This is a genomic window from Desulforhopalus glucosivorans (genome assembly GCF_054397165.1).
On sequence record NZ_AP044854.1, the window covers coordinates 4,720,138 to 4,736,070 of the forward strand.

Annotated in this window: 12 protein-coding genes; 6 read left to right on the forward strand and 6 right to left on the reverse strand. The window is 45.4% G+C overall.

What is annotated here, in order from left to right; translation table 11 throughout:
• From ACX6CI_RS20185 to ACX6CI_RS20195, 3 genes are read left to right on the forward strand one after another with little or no spacing between them, the layout of a single operon-like run.
• Nucleotides 1-1,977: a VWA domain-containing protein gene (locus ACX6CI_RS20185; protein ID WP_458775460.1), complete on the forward strand. Its 1,977-nt coding sequence runs from the start codon at nt 1-3 to the stop codon at nt 1,975-1,977.
• Nucleotides 1,977-3,830 carry a BatD family protein gene (locus ACX6CI_RS20190; RefSeq protein WP_458775461.1) on the forward strand — a complete coding sequence of 618 codons (1,854 nt, stop codon included), beginning with the start codon at nt 1,977-1,979 and terminating at the stop codon, nt 3,828-3,830. Before ACX6CI_RS20185 ends, ACX6CI_RS20190 begins: the two co-directional genes overlap by 1 nt.
• Entirely contained in the window at nt 3,827-4,576 is a 750-nt protein-coding gene (locus ACX6CI_RS20195) for a tetratricopeptide repeat protein (protein WP_458775462.1), read from the forward strand. The genes ACX6CI_RS20190 and ACX6CI_RS20195 overlap by 4 nt, the downstream gene beginning before the upstream one ends.
• Nucleotides 4,577-4,669: 93 nt before the next feature.
• On the opposite strand, the gene sqr is transcribed toward ACX6CI_RS20195, so the two are convergent.
• From sqr to ACX6CI_RS20210, 3 genes are all read right to left on the reverse strand, one after another.
• Entirely contained in the window at nt 4,670-5,896 is a 1,227-nt protein-coding gene (gene sqr, locus ACX6CI_RS20200; RefSeq protein WP_458775463.1) for a type III sulfide quinone reductase, selenoprotein subtype, read from the reverse strand.
• A 78-nt stretch (nt 5,897-5,974) separates the two neighbouring features.
• Nucleotides 5,975-6,934 carry a DUF1641 domain-containing protein gene (locus tag ACX6CI_RS20205; RefSeq protein ID WP_458775464.1) on the reverse strand — a complete coding sequence of 320 codons (960 nt, stop codon included), beginning with the start codon at nt 6,932-6,934 and terminating at the stop codon, nt 5,975-5,977.
• A 679-nt stretch (nt 6,935-7,613) separates the two neighbouring features.
• Entirely contained in the window at nt 7,614-8,918 is a 1,305-nt protein-coding gene (locus tag ACX6CI_RS20210; RefSeq protein ID WP_458775465.1) for an ATP-dependent 6-phosphofructokinase, read from the reverse strand.
• Between the two features lie 362 nt (nt 8,919-9,280).
• Between ACX6CI_RS20210 and glk the strand changes: the two genes are divergently transcribed.
• The 3 genes from glk to ACX6CI_RS20225 all read left to right on the forward strand — a co-directional run bounded on the left by glk (nt 9,281) and on the right by ACX6CI_RS20225 (nt 13,170).
• Entirely contained in the window at nt 9,281-10,264 is a 984-nt protein-coding gene (gene glk, locus ACX6CI_RS20215) for a glucokinase (RefSeq protein ID WP_458775466.1), read from the forward strand.
• 456 nt (nt 10,265-10,720) lie between these two features.
• Nucleotides 10,721-12,013, forward strand: a complete 1,293-nt coding sequence (locus tag ACX6CI_RS20220) for a B12-binding domain-containing radical SAM protein (protein WP_458775467.1) — start codon at nt 10,721-10,723, stop codon at nt 12,011-12,013.
• A gap of 8 nt (nt 12,014-12,021) precedes the next feature.
• The gene (locus ACX6CI_RS20225; RefSeq protein ID WP_458775468.1) at nt 12,022-13,170 is read left to right on the forward strand and encodes a beta-ketoacyl-ACP synthase III; all 1,149 of its coding nucleotides are present in this window, start codon (nt 12,022-12,024) and stop codon (nt 13,168-13,170) included.
• 86 nt (nt 13,171-13,256) lie between these two features.
• Here the strand turns inward: ACX6CI_RS20225 and ACX6CI_RS20230 are convergent, their stop codons facing one another.
• The 3 genes from ACX6CI_RS20230 to ACX6CI_RS20240 form a co-directional block, all read right to left on the reverse strand.
• Complete coding sequence (locus ACX6CI_RS20230) at nt 13,257-13,796, reverse strand: GNAT family N-acetyltransferase (protein WP_458775469.1); 540 nt, start codon at nt 13,794-13,796, stop codon at nt 13,257-13,259.
• A gap of 100 nt (nt 13,797-13,896) precedes the next feature.
• Nucleotides 13,897-14,334: an Lcl C-terminal domain-containing protein gene (locus ACX6CI_RS20235; RefSeq protein ID WP_458775470.1), complete on the reverse strand. Its 438-nt coding sequence runs from the start codon at nt 14,332-14,334 to the stop codon at nt 13,897-13,899.
• 93 nt (nt 14,335-14,427) lie between these two features.
• Nucleotides 14,428-15,711, reverse strand: coding sequence for a glycosyltransferase (locus ACX6CI_RS20240; RefSeq protein WP_458775471.1), 1,284 nt, complete (start codon nt 15,709-15,711; stop codon nt 14,428-14,430).
• Nucleotides 15,712-15,933: the final 222 nt, after the last annotated feature.

A 15,933-nucleotide genomic window follows, 5' to 3' on the forward strand; every position in this document is an offset into this window, starting at 1 on the left:
ATGACTTTTGCACAACCAGCATGGCTTCTTGCCGGGCTACTGATCTGTATTATACTTGCAGTGGTTTTTAAAACCCTGGAAAAAAGGCGGCGTGTTGCACTGGGGCGATTTGCCTCTGAGCAGCTCATTGGTCAATTGACCAGGAATCTTTCGAGGACCAGGCGTGGATATAAAAAAATTCTGATTCTCTTGTCGGTATTTTTCCTGTTTGGAGCCCTTGCGAGACCTCAATACGGTTATGAGTGGGTGGATGTAAAGCGCAAGGGCATTGATCTGCTCTTTGCCCTTGATACATCTAAGAGTATGCTCGCTGAAGATATCAAACCAAACCGTCTGAAACGGGCTCATTTTGCAATCCTTGACTTTGTCCAGCGCCTGGAAGGAGATAGGGTTGGACTCTTGCCATTTGCAGGCAGTTCTTTTCTTATGTGCCCACTGACCATGGATTATGAGGCCTTTGAGCAGTCTCTGGCGGCGGTTACAACGGACATCATTCCCCGGGGTGGGACCAATCTTGCTGGCGTTATAGAAGCGGCTTCAAAAATTCTTACAAATGGGGCTAATCATAAGATTCTCATAATCCTCACCGATGGCGAAAACCTTGAAGGTGACGCTCTTGCAATGGCTGAAAAATACGCTCAGGAGGGACTGACCATTTACACAGTTGGTGTAGGAACCAGCGGTGGAGAATTAATCCCGGTTCCAGGTGGTAAAGGATTTGTTAAAGATAGTGCTGGGAAGTATGTCACCTCCAGACTCGATGAGTCAACTCTAACAAAACTAGCAGAGCTCACCGGGGGAGTGTATGCCCCCCTTGGTAATTCAGGCCAGGGGCTTGAAACAATCTACCAGCAAAAACTCTCTCTGATTCCAAAGGAAGAGCTCTCAGAAAGGCGGCATAAGTTACCCATCGACAGGTTTGAGTGGCCCCTTGCCGCGGCACTATTGTTTCTGGTTATCGAACTACTACTTGGTGAGAGACGGGCAAATGGTAAACAACCGCTGCTGCGAACACTTAAAAATAGTCTCAAGAGAAAAAAAGAGATGAGTGTTCTGCTGGTTTTGTTACTGACAGCCGCTCATGCGGGTGTTGCCGACGCCTCACCAGGTGAAGATGCCTTTGCTGCAGAAGATTACCTTGGTGCCGCCGAGTACTATCGTCAGCAGTTGGAAAGCACGCCCGACTCCCCTGAGCTTTTGTATAATTATGGGGTGAGTTCGTATAAAAACAATATGTACGATGACGCTATTCAGGCGTTTAATAGTGCTCTTTCAAGTGAAGATCTTGAGTTGCAGAAAAAGACCTACTTTAATCTTGGTAACAGTCATTTTCAAAAGGGTGTAGAAAGTCGCCAGGGGAATCCTCAGGCAACGGTTGAGGAGTGGAAACAGGCAATATCCCAAATGGACTCGGTGATCCAGCTGAGCCCTGATGATGAAAGGGCGAAGAATAATCGTGAGGTAATTCAGAAACAGTTGGACCAGCTGGAACAGCAGATGAAAGACCAGCAGAACCAGGAAGATCAGGACCAGCAGGACAACCAGGAAGGTGAAGAAGGTCAGGATAAGAAACCCGGTGATGGGGACTCCCAGCAGGGAGATGGTAAAGGTGAGCAGCAGGACAACTCCCCGCAGGATGAGAAGGGCGGTGAGCAGCAACAGCAAGATACAGGTGATCAACAGCAACAAGATGCTGCCGGGCAGGACGCGCAAAAGAGTGGAGAGGAAGAAAAACAAGATGTTGCGAGTCAGTCTTCTGAAACCCCTGAGCCGATAAACGAGATGGCTGAAAATAGTGGTGCTGAAGAAAATAGTGATCAGGAACAGGCTAAGCAGGACGCAATACGTCAGCAGCAGGGGAAAATGACAAAGGAAGAAGCGGAGCGGTTGTTGAACGCATTAAAAAATCAGGAAGGGGAACTGAACTTTATACCTTCCGGTGGTGCAGATGATAACGAAATTGAAAAGGATTGGTAATGGGTAAGCGCAGCATCTTCATATTCGCACTGGTTATATTTCTTGCCTGGTTCACTGTAGATACGGTGGTTGCAAAGGATGTCACCGTTGAAGCCAGTCTCAACCCGAGTTCATTTAGTGTAAACGAGGGGGCGTGGCTCAGCATTGCGGTGAGTGGGGTACGGGAAATTGCTGAATTTGAGATTCCGGAGATCGAGAATATCAAGTTACACCGTAAAGTTCCGTTGCAGCAGTCTTTCAATATAAATGGAAAAAAAAGTGTTGCAGTCATCCATAATTTTATTGTTCAGGCCCTAGCCGCAGGTAAATACACCATTCCACCGATACAGGTACGGGCCGGTGGCGAGACGGTGATGACTCAAAGTATCCCCTTTGAAGTGACTGAAACGGGTACTGTTGATGGGGCTGGTGGAAGTCAGGTCAAGAGTGTGAAGGATATTGCTTTTTTAGAGGTATCTGAAATTGGAGATCATTTCCCCGGTGAGATTGTCCCCATAACGATTAAGGCCTATTTTAGCAGCAACTACCGAGTGGAACTCGGTTCATTACCAACTCTATCCGGTGACGGTGTTGTGATGTCACAACTAGGTGGTGAACCGAAACAGACCCAGGAAAATGTTGGTGGCTCGGTGTTTTATGTACTAACCTGGAAAACCAATCTTTCAGGCGTGAAAGAGGGAACACATCCATTACATTTCAGTCTTGATGCTACGGTACTGATTCAACAACAGCGACGCAGCAGGTCACCAATGTCGGGCTTTGGTGGTAGTATGTTTGGCGATAGTCTTTTTAACAGTCTTTTGGGGAACGTGCAGCGCAAACCTATTACGGCATTCAGTCCTGAGCTGGAATTCCGTGTACTGCCGCTCCCGGAAGAGGGGAAACCACAAAACTTTACCGGAGCAATAGGCAGGTTTACAATGGATGTGGGAGCAACTCCCAGGAGAGTGGAAATTGGTGAGCCGATTACCCTCAATATGATCATTTCGGGAGAGGGAAATTTTAACAGGGTGGAGGCACCAGTTTTTCCGGAATCCTCCTCCTGGAAGACCTATTCTCCAACTTCAGATTTTGTGGCAGATGCTGATAACTTTAAGAGCAGTAAATCATTTGAGCAGGCAATTGTCATCAAAGAGCCTGGAGTAACTGAAATCCCATCCCTCTCTTTTAGTTATTTTGATCCTTTTGCGGGCAAATATATAACACTTAACAGTGAGTCCATTCCTGTTGAATTACTTGCGGGGCGAGGACAGCAACAGGACAAGGTTTCTTCTGCAAAACCCGGAACTGGAGTAGTAGCCGAACCGGTGACTGAAACCAATACGTCGGTCAGTTCTGAACAGATAGTGGTTGACTCGGAGGCAATGTTTGCCAATCTTTCCCCTGTTCACCTTGAGATGGGGCCCTTGAATCAAAAGCTTATCCCACTGTTTCAACGAACATGGTTTATTGCCCTCTGTATAGTCGTCCTGCTTATGATACTTGTTTTTCTCTATCTCAATTGGCGTCAGTATAAGCATGAGCGACAACCAGGACTTTCCCTACAGAAAAACAGGATGCATCAGCTCGGGGAGGATCTTATGGAGATTGAGCGGGCAAAAGCCGCTGGAGATTCAACTCTGTTTCTTGCAAAATGCAGGACTGCAATACAGAATCATACAGGCGTCTCCAGGCTGAAAACAGCATCAGCCATAAGTCTTACCGATCTTAGAACATATGTGGAAGCAAGTTCCCCTCTTATTACTATCTTTGCACGGGCCGAAGAGGCCGCCTATGGTGGAGCGTCACTCACGGCTTCTGAAATGTCTGATTATTATGAAGAATTAAAGCGTGAGCTGGAGAAACTGTCATGAAATCCACGAAAACAGTATACGCCCTGATATTGCTGCTCCTTGCACTTGTACCAATGGAGTTGCTGGCCGGAGACATAGATGAGCGTTTTGAGGCTGGTAATGCTGCCTACAGTGTTGGAGACTATGATAAGGCAATCACCATATATGAAGGGCTTTTGAAACAGGAGGGAAATAGTTCCGGACTGTTATATAACCTTGGAAATAGTTATGCTCAAAGAGGCGAGGTCGGTTTAGCCATACTTCAGTATGAGCGGGCTCTGAGGATTGATCCGTCTGATTCTGATATTATAGGAAATCTTGCGAAAGTGAGAAAGGATAGTGGGCTATTTACAGAGGAGCCGGGGAAGATAACACGATTATTTGCCATACTATCCATTGATAGCTGGACCGTTCTTGCCTTTGCTATCCTTGTCTTTATGGCGACTCTTCTAGCTGTACGACTTAAATACAAACCTTCACCACGATCGTATGTTGGCTCCTGGGTGTGTGCAATGGTCCTGCTTCTTATATCGATCACAGGTGTGGTTCAGGGGTATCAGAGTTATAATCCACTCGTTGTAGTAGGTTCAGATGCCAAACTCCAGGTCTCTCCCTTTGAGGGGGCGAGTTCTTCAGGAGCGGTGGAGCAGGGGCGCTTATTCTATTCTGTTAAGACCCATGGAGACTATACCTATGTTACTGATAGGGCGGGACGTAAGGGGTGGCTGAAGAGTGAGGCCGTTGCAGCTGTTAGCCAGTCTTCATAAATTTTTTCAATTTAAAAAATAGTAGAAACGAAATAGTAAAAAAAATCTCCATTGATGTGAGTCAATGGAGATCTTTTTTATACAACCTGTACCTTATGCAATCTTCTGTTTTCCTTCCATCATAAGATCCGGTGGTCCAAGCCACACTCCTTTCAGAAGCAGGTTGAAATATGCCCACTTAAACATAAGCTTGGAGATGTGATTTATTTCGGTATCTTTGAGTAAGTTTAACGGACCAACAGCAGGGAATGGATATTTCCCGCCCATAGGTTCAACGTCGTAATTAAAGTCAATAATGTAGGCTTTCCCGAAGCCTGATTCTATGAATCAAACGGCGTGCCCATCTGATCTGGCATGTTGCTCTCCTCCATTAATATAGGCCAGGATGTTTTCATGCAATACATCGCCCTGGAAGTGGGCAACTGCTCCCGCCTTTGAGGTCGGGACATCGGTTCCATCGCCGAGAACCCAGACATTGTCATGTCCCTGGGGTTGCAAGGTGTGTTTATCCACTGGAATATATCCCATTGGATCGGCAACCCCTGAGTCAATCATTACCTGGGAACCAAAGTTCGGTGGAATGGAGACCAGCATATCATAGTCGACCTCAGAACCATCATAGGACGCTATCACCTTTTTATTATGATCAACGGAGCCAAGGGCGAAGTCAGGGATAATTTTAATATTCTTATCTTTACATGCCTCTGTGAGCACCTTGGTGGCCATTGGCTTGGTGAAGGCCCCGGAGAGCGGAGTAACGAACTCAATCTCTACCTTGTCGCGAATACCACGCTTATGGAAGTACCAGTCGGCAAGAAAGACGAATTCAAGTGGAGCAACAGGACATTTAATCGGCATTTCTGCTATGTTGACAACTATCTTGCCGCCATTAAATTTTTTGAGTGCCTTCCCTAAGACCTGGCAATCATCAAAACGATAATAACCGTGAATATCACTGCCCCAGCCTTCCCCTAAACCTTCAATTTCATCGGGTCGAATATCACAGCCGGTTGACATAATCAGAATATCATATTTGAAGATACCTTCTGTTGCCGTTGTCACTTCCTGTTTATCCCATTCAACATTGGTGAGTTCAGAAATGACAAAGTCTATCCCCGGTTTAATAAATTCACGTCTGCTTCTTCGAATTTCATTTGGTTTGTTGATGTCGAATGGCACAAATAGAAATCCCGGTTGGTAATAATGGACATTATCCCGGTCGATCAGGGTGATTGTCCAGTCATTATCAAGGTCCTTTCTCATTTTGTTCGCCATCATTGTGCCGCCACTACCGGCACCTAATATGACTAGCTTTTTCATAATATTGATAATCTCCTTTTTTCTGTCTCGGCCATCTGTTGCTTATGTAAAAAAGTGCTAAATCTGTTTGTACGTCTTTTATGCACTGGCTTTATTTTTTCCTCCATTTCCATTCTCGAAAGCTTGTAAGCAGCTGCCTATGACCTGCAGTGTCATAAACATAAACCCCAAGGCTTCCTGGACTTTAGGATCGTTTAATTGTTTGATCATCCCCAGTGGGCCTATGGGTTGTATTTGAGTAAGCTCTGTGTTGTTGATAACCTGACAGATCTCGTCGATCTGGGCCTCGTTAAAATCGATTCGTTTGAGGGCGGTGATGATGAGTCCGGCAAGCTTCATCATGCCGTTTCCCTGTTGCAATCCATCCAGCCAGATATTGATACCGCTGATAACATCGGTCTCTTTCATAACCACACCAACTTCCTTGACCAGTTCAGTCATCGGTTGAATCATATTAAGTAGATCACTCAGGGTGTGGATATTAATGAGCACCGTATGGAGGAGATCACCAAGTTCTTCGGCCTGAAATTCACCTTCATAAAGGGAGTTGAGAAAACGGAGAACACGGGGATACATGAGTTGAAGTATTGGGACCATGTCGTCCCGAAGTTCAACCCCTGCTTTTAACATATCAAGTCCCTCACCCATGGTGTCCAGATTCGTAAGGGCTTTTCTCAGTAGGACGACGAGTTCATCGATATGAAAATCAGCGTCAAGCTCGGTGAAAAATTGTACAGAGTCAGGGTAAGCCCTGGCGAGCAGGGCCCCCTTATTGTCTTCTAGGGCTGTACCGCTTTTGGTCTTATTGATGACGTCGTTTAATTGTTCCAGGCTGGTTAGCAGGGTCTGCGTCATCTGGAGGACTTTCTCGTTGGAGCTATCGTTACCACTGCCTTGGGACGGCTCAGGATTATCAGGTGTCTGCTGACCGGGAAGTGAAGCGATCTCCTGTTTTACTTCTAAGAGTATCTCCGATTTTAACGATCTGACTTCATCTGAGAGTTTGTCCAGCCTCTCAAGAATCAATGCTTCATTCATATTTTTCTCTCACTCGTAAGGTTCTCTCAGGCCACATTAGGATTCTCATGCAGGTGCCGGATCCAGATTTATCAGCATCAAGGACTCTGAGTCGTCAGATGGGTATGGCTGCACCATCAAAGTATTACCAACCTTGCATAACAGCAGTCGCTGTTATAGCTCATCTGTCATATTGTGTAGTGACCGCCGGTATGAGCTAACCCCGATGAACGGGATAAGTGCCTTGGTAGTAAAACGTAACTTACGATTTCAAATTCAATTCCTGAGTTTCTTGTTTTTTATGACAGGCTTTCAGGAGTAAGGCACTAAAGTAACAACATACATAGTAATGCGGCCTACTACAATGTGGTACTATAGTAGCACAGTACGATTGTTTAACAAAACAAATTGTAGTGTGAGGATTGTTTTTTTATCCCACGGGTTATCACGGGAAAACAGCAGAACGGTTCTTCTTTTGAATGGATTGGCCAGAAGTTTTGTAGGTAGATGGGTGGTATCCGTTTGGAATTAATCGAAAAATATTTGAGGCTTCTATGCGAATGGTATTGAGGTAAGGGGGTGTTTAGAGTGAAACTATTTTTCAATGTCTCTATGGGGGCAGCGTCCATAGATAGGTGTATCATATGGACGCAAAGAAAAGAGTTCAACAGTGTTTGTTTGCACAACTAGTGTCAAATCGTCAAACAAGGTTTGCCGGTTGGCCTGTTGAAGCAAGCACAGTAGACCACAACTTACCACCAGGATCGACTTTACGCCGTGAATGTACAACCATTGGAATTGGCACATGGGTAAACTGGTTATTCCAGTGTCCCACCAGCATGTTTGTTCTTCCCGTCATCCCGGCATGTACAGCATGCATGCCGAGCTGGAGACAGAATGCTGAATCAGCAGCAGAGGCAGGAGTAGAACGAATCATATAGCTTGGGTCGATGTATTTTAGCGTTATGTCCATGGAGCGAGAATGAAAATACTTTTTAATCTCAGCTTTCAAGAGTTGTCCTATGTCTCCAAGTTTGCTGTTACCAGAAGCATCTTTCCCGAGATTATCTGTGAATAGATTTTGTCCAGCACCTTCTCCAACCACTATTACGGCATGGCCTCGCTGACGGATTCTTTTTTCAAGTTGTGTTAGTAATTTTTCAAGGGAAAACTCAACCTCAGGGATCAAACAGAAGTTAACGTCATTGTTGGCAAGCGTTGCCGCTGCGGCGATAAACCCGGACTCCCGTCCCATAAGCTTGACGAGGCCCACACCATTGCGGGCACCAACAGCCTCGACATGGGCAGTGGTTGTGGAGCGACGTGACTCAGCTACGGCAGTCTCATAACCAAAACTCATATCCACATTGCTAATATCGTTATCTATGGTTTTGGGTATGGAAATAACACTGATATTGAGGTTTCTTTTTTCGATCTCCTGGGTGATTGTCTCAGACCCTCGCAGGGTACCATCACCACCTATGGTAAAAAGAATCCGTATTCCAAGATGAACAAGAGTATCAACCATTATTTTTGGATCTTGAGGCCCTCGGGAGCTGCCGAGCAGGCTTCCTCCTTTCTGGTGTATGTCGTCAACTTTAGAAGGGTTGAGTTCTATGGGAGTATGATAATAGGAAGGGTTCAGGCCTTCATAACCATAGCGAAAACCAAGTATGGTCTTGACCTTGTAGTGATGGTGGAGTGAGAGGACGATGGCACGGATGACATCATTCAGACCAGGGCAGAGGCCGCCACAGGTTACAATGCCGCATTTCATAACCTCAGGGTCAAAAAAAATCTTTTCCCTTGGTCCAGCAATTTCAAAGGCAGGAGGGGCCATCTGTTGTTCAATGTAGGGTTGGATATCGCTGAACCGGGTATGATAGAGAACTGAATCATCATCGCCGGTAAAGCTCACTCCATGCAACGGGGATGCGTGGGTGGCTTCTCCAAGTCGTTTAATCTCGAAATCTGACGGATCTATCATTTTGTTATCACTGTTCATAGTATTTGTCCCTGTTTGCTTAGCAATTATAACTTTAATATATTGTATTGATGGATTGGCACTGGTCAACCTGGAGATGACAACCAATCATTGCAAACTTCATTGAAACGATGAAAAGCCGGTTCTGCAAAGGTCTCGGACAGTTTGCTTGTTTTTTTTCTAACATATTATAAGAACTATATCATGCTTCAGTTATGGCTGTTTTATTAATGTCCCATTATTTATTGTTCCTGTTACGGATTTAAATTTCGATTTTATGGCGGGTAGTATTCTGCGAGCAGTTAGTTTAGAATCTTTTGGTATAATAGTAATTATTTCAGATAAAATGAGTAACTCTAGAGTTGCCAAGAGGAGCAATTGCAATGATACTTGCCGGAGACATTGGTGGAACCAATACCCGCCTTGGTCTTTTTACACCGGAAAGGGGGCCGGATGCCCCTGTTGCTGAGCAAAAGTACCGAAGTAAGGAATATGCAGGGCTGGAGGAGATTATCATATCCTTCTTGAGCGATCAGCAGGTTATGGTGGATAAGGCAAGCATAGGTGTAGCTGGGCCACTTAAGAAAAACCGGGCGTCAATTACTAATCTATCCTGGGTAATTGACGGGGATAAGCTGTGCCACGAAACTGGAATCGCAAATGTTTCACTTCTAAACGATCTTGAGGCAATGGCCTACGCCATTCCGCATCTTGATACTTCCATGATTGAAACAATTAATTCAGGTGTCGCTGTTTCAGAGTCTAATAAGGCACTTATTGCACCGGGAACCGGGCTCGGTGAGGTGTTTTTGACCTGGAATGGAACTGGCTATCAGCCCCACAGTTCCGAGGGTGGGCATACAGAATTTGGCCCGAGAAACGATCTGCAAATGGATTTGTTGTCCTATATGCTGAAGCGCTATGACCATGTCAGCTATGAATGGGTCTGTTCCGGAATAGGTATTCCAAACCTCTACTCTTTTTTTAAGGATACGGGACGCTATCCAGAGCCGCCGGCCCTTGGTAGGGCACTAGCTGAGGAAGAAGACAGGACTCCTTTGATCGTTAACGCAGCCTTAGATGCTCCGGATAAACATCCCATCTGCGTAGCAGTTCTCGAGTTGTTTACATCAATTCTCGGTGCCCAGGCGGGAAATCTTGCCATGACAGTCTCTTCCTTTGGTGGCATGTACGTAGGCGGGGGCCTTCCTCCGCGTATTGGAGACTACATCCGAAGCCCATTGTTTCTTGATGCCTTTAAGAATAAGGGGCGGCTGTCACCCATGGTTGAAGATATGCCAATCTACCTCATCACCCATCCCAATACTGCTCTGCTGGGGGCTGCAAGCCATGCCCTCGGTATGTAGAGTGTGTTTAAAACTTTGGTTATATTTGGTTATGTTTAGAGAGTAGAATGTTTCATGTTCAACATTTTAGCATTATGAATGTAAGGGATTGGATTTGTTTTAGATTAAAATACTATTTTGTGTCATGGGGATTTTGCAGAGGTCGTAATGACGATGCGGGCCCGGGTTTTGTGGTGAAAAAGTAATTTACAACAATAGTGCAACCCGCTATAACTCTCAGGCTTGCAACTGAACTGTTCTCGTAAACCGGATATTTTATTTCTCTGCTTTATTTGGAATTACCTCTGAAATATTCGGTTTAGTACCTTACTCAGGAAAAGCTGTCAGAAAAACAAGATATTGACTGTTGGAAAACTTGCTGATATCGCACCATTTCCATGGTACTTATCCAGCGATACTGAAAATTTTTCCGCTTGTCGGGTTAGATTAACTCCCTGCTTATGTGTTCCTGCTACAATGAAGATTCTCCTCGTTAACCCCCCTAACTGCGGTCGTTCCATTCCAGAAGAGAGATATGGGATAACCTCCATGAAGCAGATATTTCGTGGAGAGCCGCTGGCTTTGGAGGTTTTGGCTGGAAATTTGGCCGGTCATGATCTGCGTATTGTAGATCTCAAGGTGGAGCCGAGTGCTCTGGAGACAGAACTTGCCACCTTTACGCCTGATCTTGTACTCTTAACGGCAATGACATGTGAAGCACAGACTGTGCTACAATTAACGGGAATTATCAAAAATTGCCTGGAGACCACTATCGTTGTGGGTGGGGTGCATGCTTCTTCTGATCCTGAGTTCTTTAATGTTCAGACCATAGACTATATTAGTATTGGTCTTGGTAAGCAGAGTGTACGGGATCTGGTCGATGCCCTGGAGGGAAAAAGATCCACAGATACAATCCCAGGTATTGCAGTGACCCGCCCGGATAGATCCTTGAAGTATCAACCGCGCAGCTTTGATAAGAGCGACCTGCCGGGGGAGCATGTTCCACGCTATGATCTTGTGGAGCGCTACCGGCCAGAGTACAGGCTGGAGAGTTTGGGTATTGAACTTGGCTGTGTGGTCTCAGCTGCTGGTTGTCCCTACGACTGTTCCTTTTGTTCCATCGCGCCACTCACCGGGGGTAAGTACCTGACCGGATCCATTGAAACTGTGCTCCGCGATATACGTTCTCTTTCAACTCCTGTGATTCGGCTGGTAGATGCTAATACTTTTGGCAACCCAAAATATGCCCTGCAGCTTGCAGATGCCATTGATGGAGCGGGTGTTAACCGACAATTCCTGGCCGATGTACGCTCTGATACCGTTGTGCGCCATCCGGAGTTATTTAAGCGCTGGAAACAGGTGGGTCTGCGGGCGGTGGTGATCGGCTTTGAAGAAATTGATGACACTGCCCTTGGCGCTATGGATAAAGAAAATAGCGCCGCCACCAATATCCGTGCAATTGAGATACTCCATGATATCGGTATCACCATTGTTGGCGATTTTATACTCTCACCCGATTACACCGAAGAGCAGTTTGATAGACTGGCTGAGTTTGTTGTAGATCATAAGATCGACCTGCCGATGCACACTGTTTTGACGCCGCTTCCAGGGACACGACTCTATGCCCAGTTGAAGGACAGCATCATAAATCACGACCTCGATTATTATACTCTCACCAATGCAGTGCTACCAACCAGACTTCCGGAAGAACTGTTTTACCAGCGTTATGCGGCTTTGCTCTTGGATGGGCACAGATCTGCCAAGCTTTAAGGGAAATTATGACCGTTTATATCAACGACATGGCAGCATTTTTGCCAAATGAGCCGATCAAAAATGAGCAGATGGAAGAAATACTGGGAATGGTGAACCAGCTTCCATCGAGAACGCGTAGGGTTATATTACGAAATAATAAGATAGAAAGTCGTCACTACGCCATTGATCCTAAAACCGGCAAAACAACCCATTCTAATGCCCAGCTCACAGCAGAAGCGGTAAAGAAGCTGGCGCCATATCCTGGTTTTTCGGTTGATGATATAGAATGCCTTGCCTGTGGAACGTCGACTCCCGATCAGTTGATGCCTGGTCATGCATCCATGGTACATGGGGAGCTGCAAGGTGGTCCGTGCGAGATTATGAGTGGGGGAGGAATCTGCAATGCTGGTATGAGTGCACTAAAGTATGCCTGGATGAGTGTTGAGTCAGGCCAGACGGCTAATGCTGTTGCCACCGGTTCTGAATTGGCATCAACCTTTATGCGGGCAAGGCTATGTGCTCCCCCAACTGCAGCAAAGGTGGAGGAGCTGGAAAAGCAGCCCATGGTTGCCTTTGATGCAGATTTCCTTCGTTGGATGCTTTCTGATGGCGCAGGAGCCGCCTATTTAAGTAATAAAGCAAATCAGGACCGCTTGTCCCTTCGTATTGACTGGGTGGATCTATTATCTTTTGCAGGTAGTATGGAAACCTGCATGTATGCAGGTGCTGAGAAGCGAGAAGATGGATCTTTAAAGGGATGGCGGGAACAGTTTGCCCCGGGAGAAACGTTGAGTGATAGTAGCCTGTTGGTTAAACAGGATGTGAAGCTACTCAATCAGGAGATTATTAAAACAGCAGTGGATCGTACTCTTTCACGCCTCATTAAAAAATATAATCTCAGTAGTGATCAATTTGACTGGTTTTTGCCCCACTATTCCTCCAACTACTTTCGTAACGACTTACACGATCATATGGAAGGCATCGGTTTTTCCATACCGTTTGAGCGCTGGTTTACAAACCTTTCAACTAAAGGGAATACCGGAGCTGCGTCTATTTATATTATTCTTGAAGAACTTCTCTCCTCAGGTCGCCTTGAAAAGGGTCAGCAGCTCCTCTGCTTCATTCCTGAAAGTGGCAGGTTTTCCATGTGTTATATGGCCCTTACTGTTGTGTAACGCAGTGCTATGCAACCACGACCTGGGTTGCATTTATCGCCTGCTAAGGGGTATGGCTTTGGGCAGACAATATAGGTTGTTCAAAATCACATAATAGTGCATTCACCACGATTGTACTGTTTTTCAAAGTCAGTTTTTGAAAGAGATAGATAGATAAGATCCGGAACGCCATAAATATCAATATTTGCTTCTTCGGTCATTCCAAGTGTCTGTAGGACTCTTAGGGATGCATGGTTTTCTAACACAGATGCCCCATATATCTTTTGGTGTCCCCCCAGGTCAAAGGTAAATTTTAAGCATGCAATGGCCGCATTTACTGCATAACCATTTCTTCTGCTTGATATCTCAAGACCATAACGAATATCCGAAAATAGTGGGTTTGGAGATCTTTCAACTCCCATATATCCAATCTTGTTTGACGTTGATTTTTCAAAAATAGTAAAAGTTCCAAAACCTGAAGCCCAATGAGCAATCCGTTGTCCAATAAGCTCGTTGATTTGTTCATCGCTATATGGTTTTCCATTGGGTAGATACTGTGTGGTTTCAGGACATTTGTACATTCTGCGGTACAAATCTATATCATCCTCTACAATTTTCTTAAGAGTCAGGTGAGTTGTTTCGAGCATTGATATCCTTATATATCAAATAGGTAGTTGATGGTGCGCTGTCGCCTTTTATTTTCCCGATCACTGCCGCACGGCTCGAACGCCATAGCTGCCGCTAAAATCATCGATGATGCTTGCTGACATAGCCATAGTCGAAGGTTATGGCGCGCGCACAACAAGAACCTTCAGTATCCGATGACCAGTAACTATATGGGCCTCTTTCAGCAAAAATTGGATCCAGTTTAACCCTACCTCCAAAAATGTCCTTATTAGACTTTGAAGGCTCAAAGATTGTTTTCAATTCTACAATGGTTGGTAAACGCCAGTCTCTGTAGCCCCCGGAGGATAGTTCCTTGACATAATCAATGGATTCATACCAATTCAGTGAATGCCCCAGATCTACGTAGCTATCTTTTTGCGTCCACATCATACCGGTTTTGGTGTCTTTAATCACACCGTTACCTAAATCTATATAGCGACCATCTGCTGAATGTTTTTCAGCATGGACATGACCGGAGAAGAGAAAAACAATTGATACAATTAGTGATAGTTTCTTCATTTGCCCCTCAATAGTTTTGGACTTGGGTGAATGGAGCCAATTTGACAAAAGAATATGATTCTTTACAGAGAAAAATTCCTGTGCAAGTGCCTGTCATGATACAGGGTTTTTCATTATTTTTTCAATAACAGCCACAGCATTGCCAACGCCATCTTCATGTCTGATTTTTTGGCCAATTTCTTCTGCGTTAGTCAATAAATCGAGATTTGATATGGCATGTTTTATGGCTGCAGCCAGTAGGTCTGCCGTAAGTTTTTTCCGAGGAATTGGTTTGGTACCCGCACCAATTGAGTGCACAAGTTCTCCCCAAAAGGGCTGATCTCCAAAAAATGGCACGATAATAGATGGCTTGCCAGAACATAGACCTGCAGCTGTTGTACCCGCCCCGCCATGATGTACAACTGCTGATACTCTTGGGAACAGCCAGTCATGGGGGGCGCTCTCAATTTCCAAAATGGAATCAGGAAGGTTTTTGCATTTCATACCTCCCCAGCCAGTCGAAATAATACCTCGGACCCCGGCCAGTTGCAAAGCCTCGACGACTGTGTGTGCTAATTGCTGCGGGTCACGCCCCGCCATGGAACCAAAGCCGACGTACACTGGAGGAGGTCCAGCATCAAGAAATCCTTGCAGGGTTGCAGGAGGCGTCCAGGCTTTTCCTCTATCCAGAAAACAGTAGCCGGTCATGTAGGCACTCGTCGGCCAGTCGCTGGGACGAGGTAAGACAGCTTCACTGACAATATGAAGGACAGGAATATCCTCTCCTTTGCCATTTTTTAATACCTCAAATTTCGTCATTGGTTTCAGGCCAATATCATGGCGAATGTTCCTGATATACTTCCCCAAAAAAAATCCGCTGAGTACATGAATGACCCTATAACTCAGTCTATTATACCAGCCGCCAAGCTTTACCCTCGGTAACACAGGAAATGGCCACTCAGATGTGGGCACAAGCATTGGTATCGGGCTTACAAGAGCACAACCGATTCCAAGTTTTTCTGCGATATGCGGCGCTGCGCCAGTTTTGGGATGATAGATGAGAAAATCCGGCATAACACTTTTGGCAAGCTCAGATGTTTCACGCAGCTGGGCTATCTGCAGCGGTTTAATTTGCTTTCCCAGTTTAATGTTCTGCCTGAACACATCGAAAATGTTCGTGGTGTTTTCAAGCATCGTCTTTCCCTGGTCGGTATCAATAATTGAGAGCAATCCATCATCCATATGTCCGTATGTCAGGCCATGACTTTCAACGAAATCTCTGAAGCGTTCACTTGTCCCTAAAATAACGTGGTGACCAGCTTCTTTTAGTCCCATTCCAAGAGCCACATAGGGTTGAACATCCCCTAAGGTTCCATAGGTTGTAATGAGTATCTTCATAGTATTTTTAGTACCTTACTCCTGAAAGCCTGTCATAAATAACGAGAAATCCGGAGACTCTTTTGAAATTAAGAACTTAAAGCAACCACCAAGGGACTTATCCTGGCTTGTTTCCCGTTTACCGGGGTTTGTTCTTTTATTCCATGTCTTTATTGACCCTTCCATTCAACCAATACCCAGCAACAAAGAGGTCTGCAGCAAAAACATTTTCAAATTGTCTAC